The sequence below is a fragment of the Cupriavidus basilensis OR16 genome, assembly GCF_000243095.1.
GTDB lineage: Bacteria > Pseudomonadota > Gammaproteobacteria > Burkholderiales > Burkholderiaceae > Cupriavidus > Cupriavidus basilensis_D.
Map to the genome: position 1 here is coordinate 25,639 of NZ_AHJE01000021.1, position 19,690 is coordinate 45,328.

General features: G+C 67.4%; 19 protein-coding genes and 3 pseudogenes. 11 read left to right on the plus strand and 11 right to left on the minus strand.

Annotation, left to right across the window (positions count from 1 at the left end; genetic code table 11):
- The first annotated feature begins 7 nt into the window (after window positions 1–7).
- Window positions 8–599, plus strand: a pseudogene (locus OR16_RS08890) (helix-turn-helix domain-containing protein).
- The gene (locus tag OR16_RS08895) at window positions 596–1,123 is read left to right on the plus strand and encodes a GNAT family N-acetyltransferase (protein ID WP_006157638.1); all 528 of its coding nucleotides are present in this window, start codon (window positions 596–598) and stop codon (window positions 1,121–1,123) included. The pseudogene OR16_RS08890 and the gene OR16_RS08895 overlap by 4 nt, the downstream one beginning before the upstream one ends.
- 49 nt (window positions 1,124–1,172) lie before the next feature.
- Here OR16_RS08895 and OR16_RS08900 read toward each other — a convergent pair whose 3' ends face one another.
- On the minus strand, window positions 1,173–1,991 hold the full coding sequence (locus OR16_RS08900) for an LLM class flavin-dependent oxidoreductase (RefSeq protein ID WP_006157639.1): 819 nt from the start codon (window positions 1,989–1,991) through the stop codon (window positions 1,173–1,175).
- A gap of 81 nt (window positions 1,992–2,072) precedes the next feature.
- On the opposite strand from OR16_RS08900, the gene OR16_RS08905 reads away from it, so the two are divergent.
- On the plus strand, window positions 2,073–2,750 hold the full coding sequence (locus tag OR16_RS08905; protein WP_006157640.1) for a TetR/AcrR family transcriptional regulator: 678 nt from the start codon (window positions 2,073–2,075) through the stop codon (window positions 2,748–2,750).
- A gap of 15 nt (window positions 2,751–2,765) precedes the next feature.
- Here the strand turns inward: OR16_RS08905 and OR16_RS08910 are convergent, their stop codons facing one another.
- From OR16_RS08910 to OR16_RS08920, 3 genes are all read right to left on the minus strand, one after another.
- On the minus strand, window positions 2,766–3,209 hold the full coding sequence (locus OR16_RS08910; protein ID WP_006157641.1) for a YbaN family protein: 444 nt from the start codon (window positions 3,207–3,209) through the stop codon (window positions 2,766–2,768).
- Between the two features lie 280 nt (window positions 3,210–3,489).
- Window positions 3,490–4,350: a CopD family protein gene (locus OR16_RS08915; RefSeq protein WP_006157642.1), complete on the minus strand. Its 861-nt coding sequence runs from the start codon at window positions 4,348–4,350 to the stop codon at window positions 3,490–3,492.
- Window positions 4,347–4,730: a copper resistance CopC family protein gene (locus OR16_RS08920; RefSeq protein ID WP_006157643.1), complete on the minus strand. Its 384-nt coding sequence runs from the start codon at window positions 4,728–4,730 to the stop codon at window positions 4,347–4,349. Before OR16_RS08920 ends, OR16_RS08915 begins: the two co-directional genes overlap by 4 nt.
- A gap of 263 nt (window positions 4,731–4,993) precedes the next feature.
- Between OR16_RS08920 and OR16_RS08925 the strand changes: the two genes are divergently transcribed.
- From OR16_RS08925 to OR16_RS08935, 3 genes are all read left to right on the plus strand, one after another.
- Entirely contained in the window at window positions 4,994–5,272 is a 279-nt protein-coding gene (locus OR16_RS08925; protein WP_006157644.1) for a metal/formaldehyde-sensitive transcriptional repressor, read from the plus strand.
- Window positions 5,273–5,371: 99 nt separating this feature from the next.
- Window positions 5,372–6,331 carry a CDF family Co(II)/Ni(II) efflux transporter DmeF gene (gene dmeF / locus OR16_RS08930; protein ID WP_043419041.1) on the plus strand — a complete coding sequence of 320 codons (960 nt, stop codon included), beginning with the start codon at window positions 5,372–5,374 and terminating at the stop codon, window positions 6,329–6,331.
- A gap of 115 nt (window positions 6,332–6,446) precedes the next feature.
- Entirely contained in the window at window positions 6,447–6,959 is a 513-nt protein-coding gene (locus OR16_RS08935; protein ID WP_006157646.1) for a MarR family winged helix-turn-helix transcriptional regulator, read from the plus strand.
- Window positions 6,960–6,966: 7 nt separating this feature from the next.
- Here the strand turns inward: OR16_RS08935 and OR16_RS08940 are convergent, their stop codons facing one another.
- Window positions 6,967–9,249 (minus strand): xanthine dehydrogenase family protein molybdopterin-binding subunit, encoded by a 2,283-nt coding sequence (locus OR16_RS08940; protein ID WP_006157647.1) that lies wholly within the window; start codon window positions 9,247–9,249, stop codon window positions 6,967–6,969.
- 233 nt (window positions 9,250–9,482) lie between these two features.
- Here OR16_RS08940 and OR16_RS08945 point away from each other — a divergent pair, with 233 nt between their 5' ends.
- A complete protein-coding gene (locus OR16_RS08945) occupies window positions 9,483–10,160 on the plus strand; it encodes a TetR/AcrR family transcriptional regulator (RefSeq protein WP_081488723.1) in 678 nt (225 codons plus the stop codon).
- 43 nt (window positions 10,161–10,203) lie between these two features.
- Here OR16_RS08945 and OR16_RS08950 read toward each other — a convergent pair whose 3' ends face one another.
- The 5 genes and pseudogenes from OR16_RS08950 to OR16_RS08970 form a co-directional block, all read right to left on the minus strand.
- Entirely contained in the window at window positions 10,204–10,845 is a 642-nt protein-coding gene (locus OR16_RS08950) for an N-carbamoylsarcosine amidohydrolase (protein ID WP_006157649.1), read from the minus strand.
- On the minus strand, window positions 10,838–11,920 hold the full coding sequence (locus tag OR16_RS08955) for a hypothetical protein (RefSeq protein ID WP_006157650.1): 1,083 nt from the start codon (window positions 11,918–11,920) through the stop codon (window positions 10,838–10,840). Before OR16_RS08955 ends, OR16_RS08950 begins: the two co-directional genes overlap by 8 nt.
- A gap of 38 nt (window positions 11,921–11,958) precedes the next feature.
- On the minus strand, window positions 11,959–12,801 hold the full coding sequence (locus tag OR16_RS08960) for an alpha/beta fold hydrolase (protein ID WP_006157651.1): 843 nt from the start codon (window positions 12,799–12,801) through the stop codon (window positions 11,959–11,961).
- 1 nt (window position 12,802) lies between these two features.
- Window positions 12,803–12,994 (minus strand): annotated as a pseudogene (locus OR16_RS08965) (Asp/Glu racemase); the annotation flags it as partial.
- A gap of 69 nt (window positions 12,995–13,063) precedes the next feature.
- Window positions 13,064–13,816 (minus strand): maleate cis-trans isomerase family protein, encoded by a 753-nt coding sequence (locus OR16_RS08970; protein ID WP_006157653.1) that lies wholly within the window; start codon window positions 13,814–13,816, stop codon window positions 13,064–13,066.
- A gap of 381 nt (window positions 13,817–14,197) precedes the next feature.
- Here OR16_RS08970 and OR16_RS08975 point away from each other — a divergent pair, with 381 nt between their 5' ends.
- The 3 genes from OR16_RS08975 to OR16_RS08985 all read left to right on the plus strand — a co-directional run bounded on the left by OR16_RS08975 (window position 14,198) and on the right by OR16_RS08985 (window position 18,950).
- Window positions 14,198–15,352 (plus strand): FAD-dependent monooxygenase, encoded by a 1,155-nt coding sequence (locus OR16_RS08975; RefSeq protein WP_006157654.1) that lies wholly within the window; start codon window positions 14,198–14,200, stop codon window positions 15,350–15,352.
- An 82-nt stretch (window positions 15,353–15,434) separates the two neighbouring features.
- Window positions 15,435–15,941, plus strand: coding sequence for a (2Fe-2S)-binding protein (locus tag OR16_RS08980; protein WP_006157655.1), 507 nt, complete (start codon window positions 15,435–15,437; stop codon window positions 15,939–15,941).
- Window positions 15,942–15,950: 9 nt separating this feature from the next.
- The gene (locus OR16_RS08985) at window positions 15,951–18,950 is read left to right on the plus strand and encodes a c-type cytochrome (RefSeq protein ID WP_006157656.1); all 3,000 of its coding nucleotides are present in this window, start codon (window positions 15,951–15,953) and stop codon (window positions 18,948–18,950) included.
- 184 nt (window positions 18,951–19,134) lie between these two features.
- On the opposite strand, the gene OR16_RS43460 is transcribed toward OR16_RS08985, so the two are convergent.
- Window positions 19,135–19,365, minus strand: a complete 231-nt coding sequence (locus OR16_RS43460; protein WP_141639858.1) for a hypothetical protein — start codon at window positions 19,363–19,365, stop codon at window positions 19,135–19,137.
- Here OR16_RS43460 and OR16_RS08990 point away from each other — a divergent pair.
- Window positions 19,364–19,690 (plus strand): annotated as a pseudogene (locus OR16_RS08990) (MFS transporter); the annotation flags it as partial. The gene OR16_RS43460 and the pseudogene OR16_RS08990 sit on opposite strands and share 2 nt — an antisense overlap.

Sequence of the window (19,690 nt, forward strand, 5' to 3'; positions counted from 1 at the left end):
GACAAGCATGGACATCAACGATCTCGTCGCCCGGCGCGTGCGGACACTGCGGGACGCCCAGGGCTTCTCGCTGGCCGCGCTGGCTGAGCGCAGCGGCGTGAGCCGCTCCAATATCTCGCTGATCGAGCGTGGCCAGAGCAGCGCCACGGCCACGGTGCTCGACAAGCTGTCTGCTGCGCTGGGCGTCACCGTGGCGTCGCTGTTCGAGCACAGCATGCCGCGGGCCGAGCCATCACCCATGGCCCGCGTGGCGGAGCAGCCGGTGTGGACCGATCCCGCCTCGGGCTACATCCGCCGCAACCTCTCCCCCCCCGGCGGCGCCCTCTGCGATCCAGCTGGTCGAGGTGGTCTTCCCCGCGGGCAAGCGCGTGGCCTATGAAACCGCTGCCCGCGAAGCCGACATCCACCAGCAGGTCTGGATGATCGAAGGTGTCATGGAAATGACGGTGGGCGACACGCACTGGCGCCTGGAGGCCGGCGACTGCCTGTCCATGCGGCTGGACCGCCCCATCGTCTACAAGAATCCTACCCGCAAGCCGGCGCGCTACGTCGTGGCGCTGGCCACATTGCCCCTCACGCCAGCCAGGAGAAACGGATGACCGAACCCATCACCGTGCGCCGCGTCGGTGCCGATGAGGCCGCGGCTTGCATCGAGCCGCTGGCCGATGTGCTGATCGATTGCGTGGAAGGTGGCGCGTCGGTGAGCTTCATGCTGCCGCTGCCGCGCGAGAAGGCCACGCACTTCTGGCGCGGCGTGGCCGATGGCGTGGCGCGTGGCGAGCGCGTGCTGCTGATCGCGCAGGACCGGGAGGGGCAAATCCTTGGCACCGTGCAGATCATCCTGTCGATGCCTGACAACCAGCCCCACCGCGCCGACGTGGCCAAGATGCTCGTGCACCGCAGAGCGCGCCGCCGCGGCGTGGCACAGCGGCTGCTGGCGGCCCTGGACGATGCCGCGCGCGCGCAAGGCAAGACCGTGCTGGTGCTCGACACGGTGACCGGCGGCGATGCCGAACGCCTGTACGAGCGCGCGGGTTGGCAGCGCGCCGGCGTGGTGCCCAAATACGCGCTGATGCCCGATGGCGCGTTCTGCGGGACCACGTTCTTCTACAAGCACCTCTGAGCGAATCGGCTCGATCGGCTCAATCGGCAAGCTCGGCGCGCTCGGCGCTTCAGATCGTGATCCTGGCCGTCGATTCCACCGCCCGCATCGCCTGCGCCGCGATCTCAAACGAGCGCAGGCGCGCCTCGTGATCATGGATCTGCGCGGTGAGCATCAGCTCATCGGGCTGCAGGTCCTCGATGAAAGCGCGCAGGCCGTTGCGCACGCCTTCCGGGCCGCCCACCACCGAGCACGCCAGCGAGCGCCGGATATGCGTGGCCTCGGTCTCCGTCCACATCAGCTCGATGTTGTCCACCGGGGGCCGGAAGCCGGGGCTGCCGCGCACCAGCGCCAGGAACTGCTGCTGCAGCGAACTGAACAGCCGGCGCGCCTGCGCGTCGGTATCCGCCGCGAACACATTCAGGCCGAGCATCACGTGCGGCTTGGAGAGCTGGGCGGACGGCTGGAAGGTCTTGCGATACATGTCCACGGCCTGGCGCATGAAACCCGGCGCGAAGTGCGAGGCAAAAGCAAAGGGCAGGCCCATTGCCGCCGACAACTGTGCGCTGAACAGGCTCGACCCGAGCAGCCACAACGGCACCTTCAGGCCCGCGCCGGGCACCGCGCGCAGGCGCTGGCCGGGGCGCGGGTCGTCGAAGTACGCCTGCAACTCCTCCACGTCCTGCGGGAACGCATCGGCCGTGTCCTGCGTGGCGCTGCGGCGCAGCGCGCGCGCGGTGGACTGGTCGGTGCCGGGCGCGCGGCCCAGGCCAAGGTCGATGCGGCCCGGGAACAGCGAGGCCAGCGTCGCGAGCGAATTGCGCATGGCCTGGCCGGCGTCGCCGCCTTCCACGATGGGCGACAGGTCAAGCAGGGAATAGGGGATCATGGCGAGCGACTGCGGCGCAGCAATTTATTGAACGATCACTATACTAATCACCACTGGCGTCACTGGCAACGGAAAAATATAATGACCACTATGAAAAAGAGTGTTTCCGGTGCGGGCCGCGGGCGGCCCAGGCAGTTCGATCGCGACGAGGCGCTGGGCCAGGCCTTGTCGCTGTTCTGGCGCTATGGCTATAGCTCCACTTCGATCTCCGCGCTCACGGAGGCCATGGCAATCACCGCGCCCAGCCTGTACGCCGCGTTCGGCAGCAAGGAGCAGTTGTTCTACGAAGCCGTGGACCGCTATGCGGATACCCACGGTGCGCTGCTCTATGCGCCGCTGCAAGGCGCCGGCAGCGCGCATGACGCCGTGCACGGCCTGCTCGCCGGCGCGGCCGCCTTGTTCAGCGCCAAGGGCAACCCCGCCGGCTGCTTCCTGATGACCGGCACCAGTTGCTCGGCCGACTGCGCCTACATCGAAGACACGCTGCGCGAGCGGCGCAAGGAGAAGGAGCAAGCCTTGCAGGCCTGCATCCAGCAGGGCATCCAGCGCGGCGAGCTGCCGCCCGGCACCGATGCGGCCGCGCTGGCCAAGTTCTTCAACACGGTGATGCAGGGGATGTCGATGCAGGCGCGCGATGGCGCGCCGCGCGCCGCGCTGGAAGCCTTGGCGGCTAGCGCGATGCTGGCGTGGCCAGCGGCGCCGGCCACGCCAGTCAAGGCGGCAAAGACGCCCAGGCCGCGGGCAACCCAGACAGCGTAACGTGCGGGCACGGCATCAGGCGGCCGGCTCGGGCCGGCGCCACAGCCACGCCAGCACACAAGCCATGCAGGCAATCGCCCCGTAGGCCAGCCAGGGCCGATGCGTGCCGAACAACAGCACGGCACTGCAAACGCTCATGGCCGCCGTGGCGCTCCACTTGGCGCGGCGGCTCACCATGCGGCCGTTGTGCCAGTTGTAGAGCATCGGTCCGAACACGCGATGGCCGAGCAACCAGGCATGCAGGCGCGGCGATCCCTTGGCCGCGGCCCAGGCGGACAGCAGGACGAATTCGGTGCTGGGCAAGCCGGGCACGAACAGCCCGAGGATGGCCACCCCGAGGCTCAGCAGCGCCAGCGCGGTCAGCAGCACGCGCGCCGTGCGGGTGCGCGCCAGCCGCAGCGGCGGATCGCTTGCGTTGGCGCCAGGCGGCATCGGCGAAGCCGTATCGGCGTCATCCAAGATCGGTCACCGCGGTGCGAAGTGGCGCTGCGGCGGTGCAAGCCTGATGGCGGCGGCGGCCGCCGCGGCAACGGCAGAAGGCATGTGGCAATTCTCTCGGTTCTGGCAGAGGGCAAGGCTGGCCCCATTGTCCACGCGGGAGATGCAGGTGGTCAACGCCTCATGTGCGCAGCCGGATTCCTTCGCTGGGCACGAAACGTGGCACCAGTCGCCGGACTACCTGCTCTACAGGCAATATGGCAGCGATGGCATCCCAGGTCCTGCGCGACGCCTATTTCGCTCATGGTACCCACGGACGCTGGCGTCCGCTTAGGTTCGCGCATCTCAGGACGTACCGGGCAACGGACTGGCCACCAGCACCGCGGAACCGGTTGTGTCCACCGAGGGTCACGGCAACCAACACGAGGCCGAGCTTGAGCACTAGCAGCCGACCGTACGTGGAATCGAGCAACTTGCCTGGCGAACCGACCCCGTGCCACCCGCCATAGGCGCCGGTGACAAAGAGCGCGACGAGCGCGCACGTGGCCGTATCCGACAGCGATTGAATGAACGACGCACCGTTGCGGCGGTCACCCTCGGGCGCCTCTGCCATCCTCGGCGCCACCATGAATGCGGCGACGCACACGATGCCAACCCATGCGCTAACGGCCAGAAGGTGAACCCAGTCGACCCAGACGGGCAAGCTGAACGCCCCGGCATCGACCGGATGGCCGGCATGGCTTCGGCTCAGCGCAAAGCCTGCAAGCGCCAGCCACAGAGACGACTTGAAGCCACGGCCTCTTCCGGTCCACCGGAAAAATGCAGCGATAGTGACGCAAAGCATCAGGGCGGCACCAACGGCCCAAGCGTGACCGAAACCGGTATCCATTAGCATCGAGCGTACCGCCGGCCCTGCGTCAACCAGCGAAGATTCACTCATCAACGCGCAATGTATCCAGAAAGCGAGTCCGCCGGACAGGAGCGCAACGATAGCGCCAACCCGGAAACCCCTTGCCAGGTGCTGGCTCATGCGAGCTTGCCACGGGGACGGGGACCGGGCCAGCCAGCGGTCGCTCAACAACGTGCCGACAAGCACCGCGAAACCGAGGTTCTGCAAGGCCGTCAAGGCAAGGCGCGCAACGCCAAGGAAACCGTCGTTCATCGCTTCACCGCGAATTTGTACTCGCCCTTGACCTTGTGGCCGTCGCGCGTCATCACGCTCCAGTGCACGGCGTAGGAACCCGGCAGCAGTTTCGGGACGGCAACGGTCAGCACGCGCGGATTGGACGAGTCGACCTTGGCCTTCTCCTTGCTGACAGCCGTGCCACTGGCGTCCACAACGTTCGCATTGCTGAACGCGGGTTCAAGGTCCTCGTTGAATGTCAGCCGAAGCGGACTCGCGGGCGCATCGCCTATGCTGCCTGCCGCCGGTTCCGCGCGTTCGAGCTTGCCGTGCGCGAACGCGAGTGCAGGCGCAAGCCCGATACCGATAGCGATGGCGGTCATCATGCCCAACCACGTCTTCTGCGTCAGTGTTTTCATATGTATTTGCTCCCAGGTTACTGGCGGTGAATTCGAATGTGCACATCTGGCCCGCTGCCACGTCTACCGTGGCAGCGGGCCACAGGGCGGACCTTGGCACCCTCCCTCCGTCGGTGCCGGTCGCTTCTGGAACATGTCCAGGCATGCGAGCAGGGACGGGGCAAATCTGACAAATGGCAAGCTTGGCATGTCGCGTTAGCTAATCTTGCGACTCGCCCCGGCAGACAATATATACTCCCCCATACTATATCTGGGATGAAGCCGTGAGCCACACAATCCGCGAGAAACAGAAGTTGCTGAACCGGGTGCGCCGCATCCGGGGTCAGATTGATGCCATCGAGCGCGCACTCGAGGAGGAACAAGGCTGCGTGGGCGTGCTGCAGCAAATCACGAGTTGCCGCGGTGCCATGAACGGCCTGTTGGCGGTGGTACTGGAAGACCACATCCGCACGCACCTTGTTGAAGCCGAACCTGCCCATGGCGAGTCCGAGGGCGACGCCCGGGAACAACTCATCGAGGTCGTGCACAGCTACTTCAAGTGAGTGGCCCGGATCACTTCGTTTTTCACCCGCTTCACGCCCGAATCGCCGTAAAACTGCCCAAGCCTGTGGCTACCTGGGCAAAACCCAAACAGACCGACCATGCATACACATGACATCACCCCGTGGACGCATACCCACGTATTCGACTCAGGCAACAAGGCCGCTGAGCGAGGAACGCGCCTCGTCATGCTGATCACCGCCGCGATGATGGTTGTTGAAATCGCCGCCGGCCTCTGGTTCAACTCGATGGCGCTGCTGGCTGACGGGTGGCATATGAGCTCCCACGCGCTTGCCATCGGGTTGAGCGCCTTTGCCTATGTGGCGGCGCGGCGCTATGCGCATGACCATCGATTCGCGTTCGGCACCTGGAAGATTGAAATCCTGGCGGGATTCGCCAGTGCGATCTTTCTTCTCGGCATCGCAGCCTTGATGGTCTTCGGGTCCGTTGAACGGATCTTCAGCCCGCAGGCAATTCACTACAAGGAGGCCATGGCAGTCACGGTCATCGGGCTTCTTGTCAATATAGGATGCGCGCTGATACTGGGCGATGCGCATGACCATGGCCACGAACATGGGCACCAACATGGGCACGAGCACGGCCACGGCGGCCATCACCAGCATGACTTGAATCTGCGCTCGGCATACGTCCATGTGCTGGCGGATGCCGCGACATCGGTGCTCGCCATTCTGGCACTCGCTGGGGGCTGGCTGCTGGGGTGGCGTTGGCTCGACCCGGTCATGGGCATCGTTGGCGCCGGGCTGGTCGGCACATGGGCCTTCGGCCTGTTGAAACAAACCGGCGTCGTCCTGCTCGATCGCGAAATGGACCATCCGGTCGTGGATGAGGTACGCGACGTGTTGCAGGCCTTCGATACCGGCGACGAGGGTACCCGTATTGCCGACCTTCATGTCTGGCGCGTGGGCAAGGAGAAATTCTCCTGCCTTGTCAGCCTGGTGACTCACGACGCCGCGCTGACGGCAGCTCGCATCAGGAACGCCCTTGCAGTGCATGAAGAACTGGTGCACATCACTGTGGAAATTCACCGCTGCGCGGATTAAGCAGATTGAGCGGATTGCGCGGCGAGGGGCTGTGCACGCGCAAAAAAACCGCCGCGCGCGGCCCCACTCGGTATACTCCGAAGCACGTCTATCTCATGCCTGCAGACCGCCCATCGTGTCCAACTCCTCCGCGCGCAAGACCGCCGCGCAAAAAGCCGCCGCCGCCGATTACGATTTCACCGAGCAAGTCGGGCACCTGCTGCGGCGCGCCTACCAGCGCCATGTGGCGATCTTCCAGCAGACCATTGCCGATTCGCAGCTGACCGCGGCGCAATTCGTAGTGATGTGCGCGGTCAACGAGCGCGGCTCGTGCTCGCTCAGCGAAATCGTGCGGGCCACGGCCATCGACCAGGCCACCGTGCGCGGCATCATCGAGCGCCTCAAGGCGCGCGAGCTGGTGGCGGTTTCGCACGACACCAACGACCGCCGCAAGGTGGTGGTCACGGTGACGCTGGCCGGCCATGCGCTGATCGAGGAAACCGTGCCGTTCGCGCACAAGATCTCCGAGCAGACCTTTGGCGACCTCAATCCCGCCGAGCGGGTGGCGATCACCTACCTGCTGCGCAAGATGAGCGAGTTCGACGACCGCGACGAGCGCGGCAACACACCGGACGGCGAGCCGGAGTAAGCGCGCCTCAGGCCGGCTGGCCGAGCTGGCCGAGCTGGCCAGCCAGCGCCGCGAGCACCGTCTCCGGCGTGAAGGGCGCGCGCCGCAGCCGCACCCCCGTGGCATCGAACAACGCATTGGCAATGGCCGGCGCACCCGGCAGCGATGCGGATTCGCCCGCGCCCATCGGCGCTTCCTCCTGGCGCGGCAGCAGCAGCACCTCGATGGGCGGCAGCTCGGGAAAGGTCAGCAGCGGATAGCTACCCCATTCGCGGCTGGCGACGCCGGCGGCGTCAAAGCGCACCTGCTCCTTGAGCACGCGGCCAAGCGCCTGCACCACATTGCCCTGCACCTGGTGGCGCACGCCGTCGGGGTTGACCATCATGCCGGTGTCCTGCGCCACCACCAGCCGCTCCACCACGATCTGGCCGGTATCCGGCGCGACAGCCAGGTCCATTACCCAGGCGGCCCAGGCGGCGCCGAAGCCGGGGAATTTGCTGTGGATATAGCGGGCATAGGCCACGCCGCGCCCGCGCAGCAGCCCATCCGCATCGGGCTTGCCACGCGAGCCGCGCGCGCCTTCGCGCCAGCCGGCGTGCGCCGCCAGCGCGCGCAGCAGGTCCGTGGCACGCGCGTCGGGCAGGTGGCGCAGGCGGAAGGCCAGCGGATCGGCGCCGGCCGCGTGTGCGAGCTCGTCGATAAAGGACTCATGCGCGAACACATTGGGCAAAGCGGAGACGCCGCGCAGCCAGGAAGCGCGCACGATGGCCGGCGTGTCGTCACAGCCGATGCGCATGGCAGCGTACTGGTAAGGCGGCACCGCGGTGCGGTCGCCCATCTGCAGCATGCGCGGCGCGTTGCCGACCACGCCGGTCAGCAGCAGCGCCAGCGTGGGCGCGTCGTTGGACGGATAGCGGCTGACGAAATCGTAGGCCAGCAACTCGCCGTCGGGACCGATAGCGCCGCGCACGTCCATCAGCTGCGCCGCGCCCTTGGGTTCCCAGAGATGTTCCTGCTCGCGGCTGAGCTGCACGCGCACCGGGCGGCCCACCGCGCGCGACAGCAGCACGGCGTCGGCGCAAACGTCGTCGGCGCAATTGCGGCCATAACAGCCGGCGGCTTCCATCCGCACGATCTCGATGCGGCCTTCATCCAAGCCAGTCAGGCGCGCCAGGTCGATGCGCAGTACATGCGGGTTTTGCGTGCCGGACCAGACCGTGAGGCCATCTTCGCGGTAGTCCGCCACGGCGCAGGACGGGCCGATGGAGCCGTGCATCTGGTAGGGCCACGCGTAGCCGCGCGACAGCACGTGGCCCGCGGCATCGAAACCGCCTTGCGCATCGCCCTGCTCCACCAGCGTGCGGCGCGTCGCGGGATTGGCGCGCAGCGCGGCCTCGGTGTCTTCCGGCTCGGTAAGCGGGGGCAACGGCGGCGCCGGCATCCAGTCCACGCGCAGGCGGCGCGCCGCCTGCATGGCTTGCTCCTCGCGCTGCGCGACCACGCCGATGAAATCGCCCTGCACCACCACGTCGACGACACCGCGTACGTCGCGGATCGATGCGCGGTCCACGCCGCGCAGGCTGGTGCCGACAAAGTCCCCGCTGTCGCGCCCGGCGTAAGGCGGGCGCACCACGCGCCCGTGCAGCATGCCGGGCACGCGCACGTCGTGCACGAAGGTGAGCTGCGCCGTGGCCTTGGCGGGAATGTCCACGCGCGGCGCGGCGCGCCCGACCACGCGGTATTCGCTGACCGGCTTGGTGGCGATGGCGTCGGCCAGCGGCAGCTCGATATGCTCGCCGGCCAGCAGGTCGCCGTAGGCCAGGCCTTTGGCCTTCTCATTGCCTTCGCCGCGCACACGCAAGCGGCCATCTTCGGCGATCAGCGCTTCGGGCGCCACGCCAAGACGCTGTGCAGCGCGCTCGCGCAGCCAGGCCATGGCCTGCGCCGCCGCGCGGCGCAGCGGCAGCGCTGAAATCTGGATGGTGGCGCTGGCAATGGTGGGGCCCTGGTTGGGCGTTGCCTCGGTATGGCCCAGCGTCATCGCCACGCGCGCCACCGGCACCTCGAGTTCCTCGGCCACGATCTGCGCCAGCGAGGTGCGAATGCCGGTGCCCAGGTCGACGTGCCCGTTGAAGGCCAGGATCTCGCCGGTGTCGCGCACCGCCACGAAGATGTCGGGCTGCGCGGCGATGTAGTCGGAGGCCGCGCCGGGCTGGCCGGGCGCGGGCCGCGGCGCGGCTTGCGGCGCGCGCGTCACCAGCAGCACGCCGCGCGCCTGCAGCAGGGCGTCGCGCTGCGCGCCGGGGGACATCGGCGCCGATGCGGGAAGTGACGCGGACTGGGGTCCGGTGCCGGGGGTCGATTCCATTCGTTCCATGTCTCAGGTGGGCACGCTGGCGGGCTGCCGGATTCCGGCGCCGCCCGCCTTGGCCGTTATACTGCCAGCCTCGAACAAGCAATACGTATCAAACATATGAGCACCCCGACCGCTAAGAAAAGCGCGGCAGCCGCCGGGCCCGGCAAGCTCAGGACACCCGAGCCAAGATCCTCAAGGCCGCCATCAAGGTCTTCGCCTTGCGCGGCTACGAAGGCGGGCGCGTGGAGAAGATCTCCTCGCTGGCCAAGACCTACGACCGGATGATCTATTACTACTTCGGCAGCAAGGAAAAGCTGTTCGTCGAAGTGCTCGAAACCATCTACATCCAGCTCAACGAGGCCGAGCAGGCGCTCAAGCTCGACCCCGAGGATCCGGTACGTGCGCTGACCCAGCTGATTGACTTCGTCTGGGGCTACTACCTCGATCATCCCGAGTTCGTCGCCATCCTGTCCAGCGAGAACATGAGCCAGGGCAAGCACGCCAAGAAATCGAGCCGGCTGCGGGAGATCTCCAGCTACGCCCTCTCGGTACTCGACGCAATCCTGGCGCGCGGCAAGGCCGCCGGGCTGTTCCAGCCCGACGTGCTGGCCCGCGATATCTATCTGGTGATCGCGTCGCTGGGCTACTTCTACAACTCGAATCATCATACGCTCAGCGCTTTCCTCGGCGAGCCCATGATGAGCAAGCCGGCGCTGGAGCATTGGCGCGATGTGATCCAGCGTACGGTGCTGAACACGGTTTGCGTGCCGGGCACCGGGCTCGCCCCGGCTGGGGAGACCCCGGCAGAAGCGGAGGCGGCGGCACTCGTCGCCCGCAAGAAGCCGGCGCGCGCCAAGCGCGCCTGAGCCTCGCATCCGGCGGTCATCGCGCAGCGCCGGATGCTTTTGCTTAATCCACAGCGGTAGCCGTAGCCCGCGCCAGCATCGCCAGCGCTTCGTCGCGCGGCATCACCGTGGCGTTCTTCTGCGCCATATCGAACAGGTTGGCGTCGTGCGGCCCGATGGCGCGGTCGCCCACGCAATCGGACAGCACCAGCGGCCGGAAGCCGTACGACATGGCATCGACCACACTGGCGCGCACGCAGCCACTGGTGACCGCGCCGGCCACCACCAGCGTGTGCACGCCACGCTGCGTCAGCCACGCGGCGAGCGAGGTGCCGAAAAAGGCAGATGGCACGGTCTTGCGCACCACCAGTTCACCCGCGCGCGGCGCCAGTTGCTCGACGATGGCGCTGTTGTGGCTGTCTTCCTTCAGGCCGAGCAGGCCGGGCACTTTCAGCGTGAAGATATTCTCGTCGCTGTCGTCGTCGGCAAACACAATGCGGCTGTGCGCCACCGGCCAGTCCTGCTCGCGCGCCATGGCCAGCAGCGGCACGGTATTGGCGATGGCCTGCGGGATATTGCCGCCGCCGAAGACAGCCGGATCGGCGAAGCCGTTGACGAAATCGATGATCAGCAGGCCGTAGGGTGCCTTGGGTTCCAGCGTGGCGCCGAAGCCCTGGCGCTGGTAGGTCTTCACTTCGTCATGCATGGATGGCTCCCTTGGCATCTCGTTGCTGCGCTTGCTGGGTTTCGTCATCCAGCACCTTGCCTTGCTCAACCACCGCCTCGCCGTCCAGCCGCACCGTGCAATGGCGCACGGGGATATCGATATGGCAGGCCGTGGTGCGGCTGCCGCCGGCTTCGTTGTTCGGGCCGAAGGAGCACAGGAAGTTGCCTTCGAACGCGCGCGCATCCATGCCGATGGTGGCCTCGCGGTCATACATGGCGAGCGTGGACCAGCGCGCGCGCGGCTGCAGCCCCAACCCAATATGCGACATGGCATAGGCCTCGGGGTCGTTGAACGAGGCCATGTAGTCGCTCAGCAGTTCGGCATCCAGGCCGCCTGCGATGCTGGTGACGTAGCCCTTCTTTACCGTAATGTCGATCGGCTCCTGCACGTAAGACTTCATCGGCAGCAGGATGTCGCCGCGATCAAGCACGATGCGCCCGTTGGTGCCGCCCTCGTCCGGCCAGGTCAGCACGAAGCCGCTTGGCCAGTGGTCCCAGCGGCCCGGCTCATCGACAAAGCCATACTCGCTGATGGCGGGAAACTCCCCCAGCGCGCAGCGCAGGTCGGTGCCGGCATCGGACGTGATGTGCATCTCCCGCGCGCGCGCCAGCCGCGCCGTGGCGGCTTTCACGCGGGTGCGGTCCCCTTCGGTGGGCACCAGCCGCACCAGCACCTCGGGCGGCTCCACCGCCAGCAGGATCTTGGTGCCGCCGGAAAGGATCTCGTGCTGCTCGGGCGAGAACAGCAGCGTCATCAGGTCCAGCACCAGGTCGCTGGCCTTGAGCGCGGCAATGGCGGCCGGGTTGCCGGTCAGCGGCGTGGTGCCGAGGTACGCCAGCGCGTCACGGCTCAGCGCCTTGTCTGCGTTGACCGGCGGCAGGTCCAGGCGGTTGACGATGGCACCCATCGCGGCGGCCGCCAGCTGCGCGGTGCGCAGCGTTTGCGGATGGGTGGCGGCGCCGGTCAGCACCGTGACGGTCTGCCCGGGCTGCAGCCTGGATAGCGTGAGCACCTGGCGCCAGGCCTGGGTCAGGTCGTGATCGCTTACTGGCATTTTCTCTCCTTTTCGGGTGAAGCAGCGGATCAGCCGGATCAGGCCGCGGCCTGGTCCGGCAGCAGCGGCGCACCGAGGAAGTCGCCGAAGGCGCGGTAGAAGCCCGCCTCGTCGTCCCACGGGATCATGTGGCCGGCGTCCGGCACGTGTGCAACCTGCACGGCAGGCAGCAAGCCGCGGATTTCCTCGATGTCCGCGGCGCGGATCACGTCGCCGCGGCCGGCCACCATCAGCAGCGCGGGGACCTGCACCGACGGCATGTCCGCATGCACGTCGTCGCGATGGAAGTCCTCGAAGCTCGCCACGATGGCGCGCTCGTCGCAGGTGTGCAGCCACTCGGCGCGCAGGCGCAGTTGCTCATCCGTCCACGTCGGGCAAAAACGGCGCATGCCTTGCGCGTCGATGCCCTGGCGCGCCAGGCGGATCGAATCCACGTACCACGGCAGTTGCGACGGATAGGCACGCCGTCCCGGGCCGGATACCGGCGGGTCCACCATGACCAGGCGGGTCAGCCCGGCGGGCTTGCCACGCGCGGCGCGGATGCCGATGCGCGCGCCCATGGAATGACCGACGATGGCATAGCGCGCCAGGCCGAGCGCCTGCGCAAAGGCAACCACATCCGCCGCCTGTGCGTCCAGGCCGTAGTCCAGCGCATCGCCGGCCTCGGACAGGCCGCGCCCACGCACGTCCAGGATGTAGGTATCGAAGTGCTTGCCGAACTGCTCGCCGACAAAGCCCCAGGTGACCGCCGGGCTGGTGATGCCGGGCACGATCACCACGGCGTCGCGCTGCGCGCGCGCGCCGATGCTGCCGCCGTAACGCAGGTAATGCTGGCGGATGCCGTTGGCATGGACGTTGCCGCCACAAACAAAGGTGCTCATGTCAGTAGGCTCCCGAAAGCAATGCGCCCGCGCCGGGCACGATCGGCTCCAGGTCGAGCTGCTTGAGGAGCGCGTAGGTGGTGGCGATGGCGGCGGTGATCACCGGCTTGCCGGTCATGGCTTCCACCTTGGCCACCGCCGGCAGGGACGGCATCTGCACGCAGGCCGACAGCACGATGGCGTCCACGTCCTTGGTGTTCATCTGCGCTGCTGGCGGATGCCGTTGGCATGGACGTTGCCGCCACAAACAAAGGTGCTCATGTCAGTAGGCTCCCGAAAGCAATGCGCCCGCGCCGGGCACGATCGGCTCCAGGTCGAGCTGCTTGAGGAGCGCGTAGGTGGTGGCGATGGCGGCGGTGATCACCGGCTTGCCGGTCATGGCTTCCACCTTGGCCACCGCCGGCAGGGACGGCATCTGCACGCAGGCCGACAGCACGATGGCGTCCACGTCCTTGGTGTTCATCTGCGCCACGATGCCGGGCAGCTTGGCCGGATCATGGCGGCCCACTTCCAGGTTGTCCGGGATTTCCAGCGCGCGCCAGTCCACCACTTCATAGCCTTCGTTGCGGATGTAGTCCACCACCAGCTCCGTCAGCGGCTTCATGTACGGCGCGACCACGGCGATGCGCTTGGCGCCGATGACCTTGAGCGCGTCAATCAGCGCGCCGGCGCTGGTGATCACGGGCGCATCAGCGCCGTTGGCAGCGGTATGGGCCTGCAGGCGCTTTTCAGAGACGCGATGGTAGCCGTGGCCCATCGCCATAATGGCCACCAGGCAGGCATAGCCCAGCACGTCGACGCGGGCGTCGCTCAGTTCCAGCGCGCAGCGGTCGGACTCGGCATCCATGGCCGCGAGTTCCTCCTTGACCACCTTCTTCATGCGCATGCGGCTGGAATGGAAGGTAAAGCGTTCGGGGCGCACCTGCTGGCGCAACGTCAGCATCGCCGGGATCTCGGTTTCCATGGTGGTGTTCGAGCTCGGCACGATCTGGCCGATACGGAAAATTTTCTGCACTGTCGACTCCGTCATCTGTCTGTTCTGTCCACCCGCCCTGGCGCCCGTCTTAGCGGAGAAGCGCCCTGCACGGCCGGACCGGAGCCTTCAGCGGTCTCCGTGTCCTGCGAACGATTGTAGTGTACACATGCTATTTTCACAACAAGGCCTTCGCTTGCCGATGACGCACTGTTTCAGTGCCCACTGAATGAATAAACTCCTGATTTGGTGCTTGTTTTCACAGTTTGCTGGCATTGAATCGACTCAGGCACTTTGATATAAGGGTTTTCCATAGGAGTGCATTGTCATTTCTTTACAAGCAAATTTCTCGTGTGTACACTCGATTTATCGATTGGCCAGACGGCCTCTTCAGACCCACATCACACCGCCAGGAGAAATATCGTGCAAGGCAAACCACGGATCGCAGTGATCGGCGCCGGACTGGGGGGGACGGTTGCGGCCGCCCTGCTGCAGCGCGCCGGATTCCAAGTCAAGCTGTATGAGCAGGCGCCGGCGTTCTCGCGCCTGGGCGCCGGCATCCACGTCGGGCCGAACGTGATGAAGATCATGCGCCGGCTAGGCCTCGAGGACGCGCTCAACGACATGGGCTGCCACCCGGACTTCTGGTACAGCCGCGACTGGCAAAGCGGCGAAGTGGTCGCCCAGATCCCGCTTGGTGACTACGCGCTTTCGCATTACGGCGCCAGCTACCTCACCGTGCACCGTGGCGATTTCCACGCCCTGCTGACCGACGCGGTGGCCCCCGGCACGCTGCTGTTCGACAAAAAACTGGCCGGCGTGGAAGACCTGGGCCATGTGGTGCGCCTGACGTTTGCCGACGGCACGGTGGACGAAGCCGACATCGTGATCGGCGCGGATGGCGTGAACTCCCGCATCCGCGAGACCCTGCTGGGCGCCGAGCCGCCCAAGTACACCGGCTACGTGGCACACCGCGCGGTATTCCCGATCGCGCGCGTCAAAGGCTTCACCCACGAGCGCTGCACCAAGTGGTGGTCCGACGACCGCCATATGATGGTGTACTTCGACACCAGCAAGCTTGACGAGATCTACTACGTCACCGGCGTGCCCGAGCCCACCTGGGACATGACCAAGAGCTGGCTGCCCAGCAGCATCGAGGAAATGCGCGCCGCGTTCGACGGCTGGCACGAAGGCGTGCAATCGCTGATCGAAGGCACCGTGGAAGTGACGAAGTGGCCGCTGCTGGAGCGCGATCCGTTGCCGGTGTGGAGCCGCGGCCGCCTGGTGCTGCTTGGCGATGCCTGCCACCCGATGAAGCCGCATATGGCGCAGGGCGCGGCCATGGCCATCGAAGACGCGGCCATGCTGACCCGCTGCCTGCAGCAAACCGGGCTGTCGGACTTCAGCGCCGCGTTTTCGCTGTACGAAGCCAACCGCGCCGAACGTGCCGGCAAGGTGCAACTGGTCTCGCATAACAACACGTGGCTGCGCACCAACGAGAACCCGGACTGGTGCTTCGGTTACGATGTGTTCAACGAGCCGCTGGTGGAAGCCGGGCGCGTGGCCGTCGCAGCCTGAGCCACGCCCCAGCCAGGCCGCCGGGCGCCTTCGGGCGCCCCGGCCCCAGCGAGTGATGTTCTACAACGCCCCCAGCCCCCGAATGAACACGCCCCGCCCCCTGTGCCTCCGGGTCAACCGGACCACGTACCAGCTCGATGCCGAGGTCGATCCCGACACGCCGCTGCTCTACGTCCTGCGCAATGACCTCGCCTGCAACGGGCCGAAGTACGGCTGCGGGCTGGGCCAGTGCGGTGCGTGCACGGTGCTGGTGGACGGGGTGGCGGCGCGCTCCTGCGTGATTCCCGTCAAGGCGGTGGTGCAGCGTGCCATCACCACGCTCGACGGGCTGGCCAGCGCCGGGCAGCCCGACCCGGTGCAGCAAGCCTTTATCGATGAGCAGGCCGCGCAGTGCGGCTATTGCCTGAACGGCATGATCATGACCGCCAAGGCACTCCTCGCGGAACACCCCGACCCCGATGAAGCGCAGATCCGCGAGGCGCTGCGCTTCAACCTTTGCCGCTGCGGCACGCACGTGGAGATCCTGCGCGCAGTGCAGCGCGCCGCCGTGCTGCTGCGCCAGGCCGCCGGCCAGGATGGGGCGGCATGAGCGCGCGCGATGACCTCGCCATGGCAGGCCGGCCCCGCCGCATGGCAGCCGCCGCCCGAGCGCCTGTGGCTTGCCGGGCACGTCATCCGCCCGCCCGTGCTGGCATGGCACGCCGGCGCCTTGCGCAGCGCCCGCCTGATCGATTGCGACGATGCGGCCGCGCGCGCGTTGCCCGGCGTTGCCACGGTACTGCGCCGGGGCGACTTTCTCGGCATCGCCGCCGATACCGCGCGACAAGCGCTGCAAGCCGCCAACGCGCTGCGTGCCCGCTGGCAGGCCCCGCCGAAAGCGGCAGGCTCGAGCCTTCCGCTCGCCCGCCGCATCGTTGCCGAACACGGCGACACCGCGCAGGCCATGGCGGATGCCGCTGGCCGGAGCGTGCAGGATTATCAATGGCCACTTGCCGGCCTGCAGGCCGCCGGCTGCTCCGCGATTGCGGACTGGCGCGACGGCGCGCTGCGCGTGTGGCTGTCCAGCCGCCGCCCCGGCGCGCTGCGGGCCGAACTCGCCGCCCTGCTCGGCATCGGCGAAGACCGCATCACCTTGATCTGCTGGCAGGCTCCGAGCCACGACGAAGATCCCCTGTACGCCCACCACGCCGCCGCCGATGCCGCCCTGCTGGCGCATTCGGCCGGGCGCCCGGTGCGCGTGCGCGTGGAGGCCCATGAGCTTGGTGCCACGCAGGCCGTGGTCAACACCCATATCGAAAGCGCCTGGACGCGCGCTGGCGCAATCGCCGCCTATGCCGTCAACACAGCCGTGGATGCACGCGGCAGCGCGGCGGTCATGCATGCGCCACCGCTGGCCTTGTGGCTGACCCACACGACAGCGCCGGTCAGTGAAATGGAGCCGGAAGCATCCGCCGGACACGACGCGCGCGACGATGCCATCGTGCCCCCCTACCGCTTTGACAGCCTGAGCGTGGCGCGGGCCGACCTGCCGGGACAGCCGCGCGCGGCGGGCACGCCGGCGCAGACAGCGCGCGCCCACGTCTTCGCGCATGAGTCGCACCTGGACGAGGTAGCCGCAGCCAGTGCGCAAGATCCCGTGGCCTTGCGGCTGCGCCATCTCGACGACGTACGCGGCGCTGGCCTCGTGCGCCGCGTTGCGGCGCTGGCCAACTGGCAGCCACGCGGCGTGCGCCCGCAGGCACAGCAGAACGTACGGCGCGGACGCGGCTTTGCGTACGCCAGCACCATCGAAGCCGGCCAGGCCGATGGCGGCCAGCCCGTGCATAGCTGGTCCGCATGGGTGGCGGAAGTCGAAGTGGATGCCACCACCGGCGAGGTCAGTGTCACCGGTGTTACGCTGGGACACGACAGCGATGCGGGTGAACCAGGCGGGGCCGACGCCCTGGCCTTGCAGCGGCAAGCCGCGCGCGCCGCGCAGCAACTCACCGTCGACGGCAGCCGCTTCGATAGCTGGCCCGCCGCCGACGTGCCCGCGGCACACGATGCCAGCCTGCCAGCGCTGGCCACGGCGCAGTTGCCGGAAGTGCGCATTGCCGGCGCGCTGAGCCCCGCCAACGCCACGCTTGGCACGAGCGCAGCGGCCACCCTGCCCGCCGCGCCGGCCGTGGCCAACGCCATCTTCGACGCCACTGGCGTGCGCCTGCGCGAGCCGCCCTTCAGCGGCGAACGTATCCGGCTCGCGCTGGCCGCGCAGGCCGATCCCGAGGGCACGCCCAAGCGCGGTGGCGCCCGCAAGCGCAACTGGCTGCTGGCCGGCGCCACCGCCGCGGCCGGCTTGTTTGCCACGGCCATGCCTTGGCGCGCGCCCATCGCCCCGGTGGCCCCGCCGGGGGCCGGCTTCTACTCGGCCGCCACCATCGAGCGCGGCCGGCTGGTGGCGGCGGCCGGGGATTGCGCGGTCTGCCACACCGCGCCCAATGGCGTGCGCAATGCGGGCGGGCTGGCGCTGGACACGCCGTTTGGCACCATCTACAGCACCAACATCACGCCCGACACTGAGACCGGCCTCGGCAACTGGTCCTACGCGGCGTTCGAGCGCGCCATGCGCCAGGGCATTCATCGCGATGGCCGGCATCTTTACCCGGCGTTTCCCTACACCGCCTTCGCCAAGACCAGCGATGGCGACTTGCAGGCGCTCTACGCTTACCTGATGGCCGCCGAGCCGGTGCGCGCCAAGGCGCCCGAGACCGCGCTGGCCTTCCCCTACAACCTGCGCCCGCTGATGGCCGGTTGGAACCTGCTGTTCCACAGCCCCAAGCCCTTCGCGGCCAACCCGGCCCGCTCGGCGCAATGGAACCGCGGCGCCTACCTCGCCGAAGGCCTGGGCCACTGTAGCGCCTGCCATTCGCCGCGCAACGCGCTCGGCGCCGAACAAGGCGGGCGCCGTTATCTTGGCGGCGGCGAGGCCGAGGGCTGGGAAGCGCCGGCGCTGGGCAAGCTGTCGCACGCGCCGGTGCCGTGGACGGAACAATCGCTGTTCGCCTACCTGCGCACCGGCTACGCCCCGCATCACGGCGCGGCGGCCGGGCCGATGGCGCCGGTGGTCCAAGAGCTGGCGCTGCTGCCCGAGGACGATGTGCGTGCCATTGCGCACTATGTCGCGTCGTTCGGCGACGCGCAGCCCGATGCGGCGGCGGCCAGCGCGCAGGCGCAACGCCTCGAGCAACGCAGCGCAGATGCCGCGCGCACGCTTGGCGGGCCTGCCGCGCGCCTCTACCAGAATGCATGCGCGGTCTGCCACCAGAGCGACCAGGGCATCAGGCAATTCGGCATCAAGCCGTCGCTTGCGCTCAATACCAACCTGCACGGCGACAAGCCCGACAACCTGATCCGCGTGCTGCTCGATGGCATTCCCGCACCGGCGGCGAGCGAACTGGGCTATATGCCGGCCTATGGCGAGAGCCTGGACGACCACCAACTGACGCAGCTGGTGCATTACCTGCGCGCGCGCTTCGCCCCCGACAAACCCGCCTGGGACAACGTGGACGATACGCTCGCGCGGCTGCGCGCGGCTCCCACTCACCCATCCAGTCATTAAGCAGGCACTGAACAAAACAAGGCTGGCCTGAAGCCATCGGGCCGCCATTTTTCCGGCAAGCCACCTTGCCGCCCCCCCCTGCCGCGCGTACGCGATGCATACGCCGCGCGGCAGGGGAAAACCCCAAGGAGAAAACCGCAGCCACGCTCTTGCTAGCTTGTTTTATGTAGCTTACGCTGAACGATCATGTAGCGGGCACTACATGAGTGCCGGATGAAGGAAAGCGGTGCCGCCCCTGCACAAGGACGGCGCGTAACACCCCGGCCAGCCCGCCGGAAACCAGAAAAAACAACACATCCATCACTGAACAGGCCTGGCCCGCTGCTTGCATAAGAGACAGCACAAGCCAGCCGCCCGCAGCGGTGGCAAAGACATACAAACGGTAGACAACGGTAAACAGTAAAGGAGTGAACATGTCGTATCAGTATCAAGACGGCGCGGCGGGCGTACTACCCGCGGCGGCCGAGCCAGACATCTACCGCAAGGTGACCTGGCGCCTGATCCCGTTCTTCTGCGCCTGCTATCTCGCCGCCTATCTCGACCGCATCAACGTCGGGCTGGCCAAGCTGCAGATGCTGGACGACCTGCACTTCAGCGAGACAATCTACGGGCTGGGCGCGGGCCTGTTCTTCGTGGGCTACATCCTGTTCGAGGTGCCCAGCAACCTGGTGCTGCAAAAAGTGGGCGCGCGCCTCTGGATCGCCCGCATCATGGTGACGTGGGCCTGCTGTCCGGCGCAA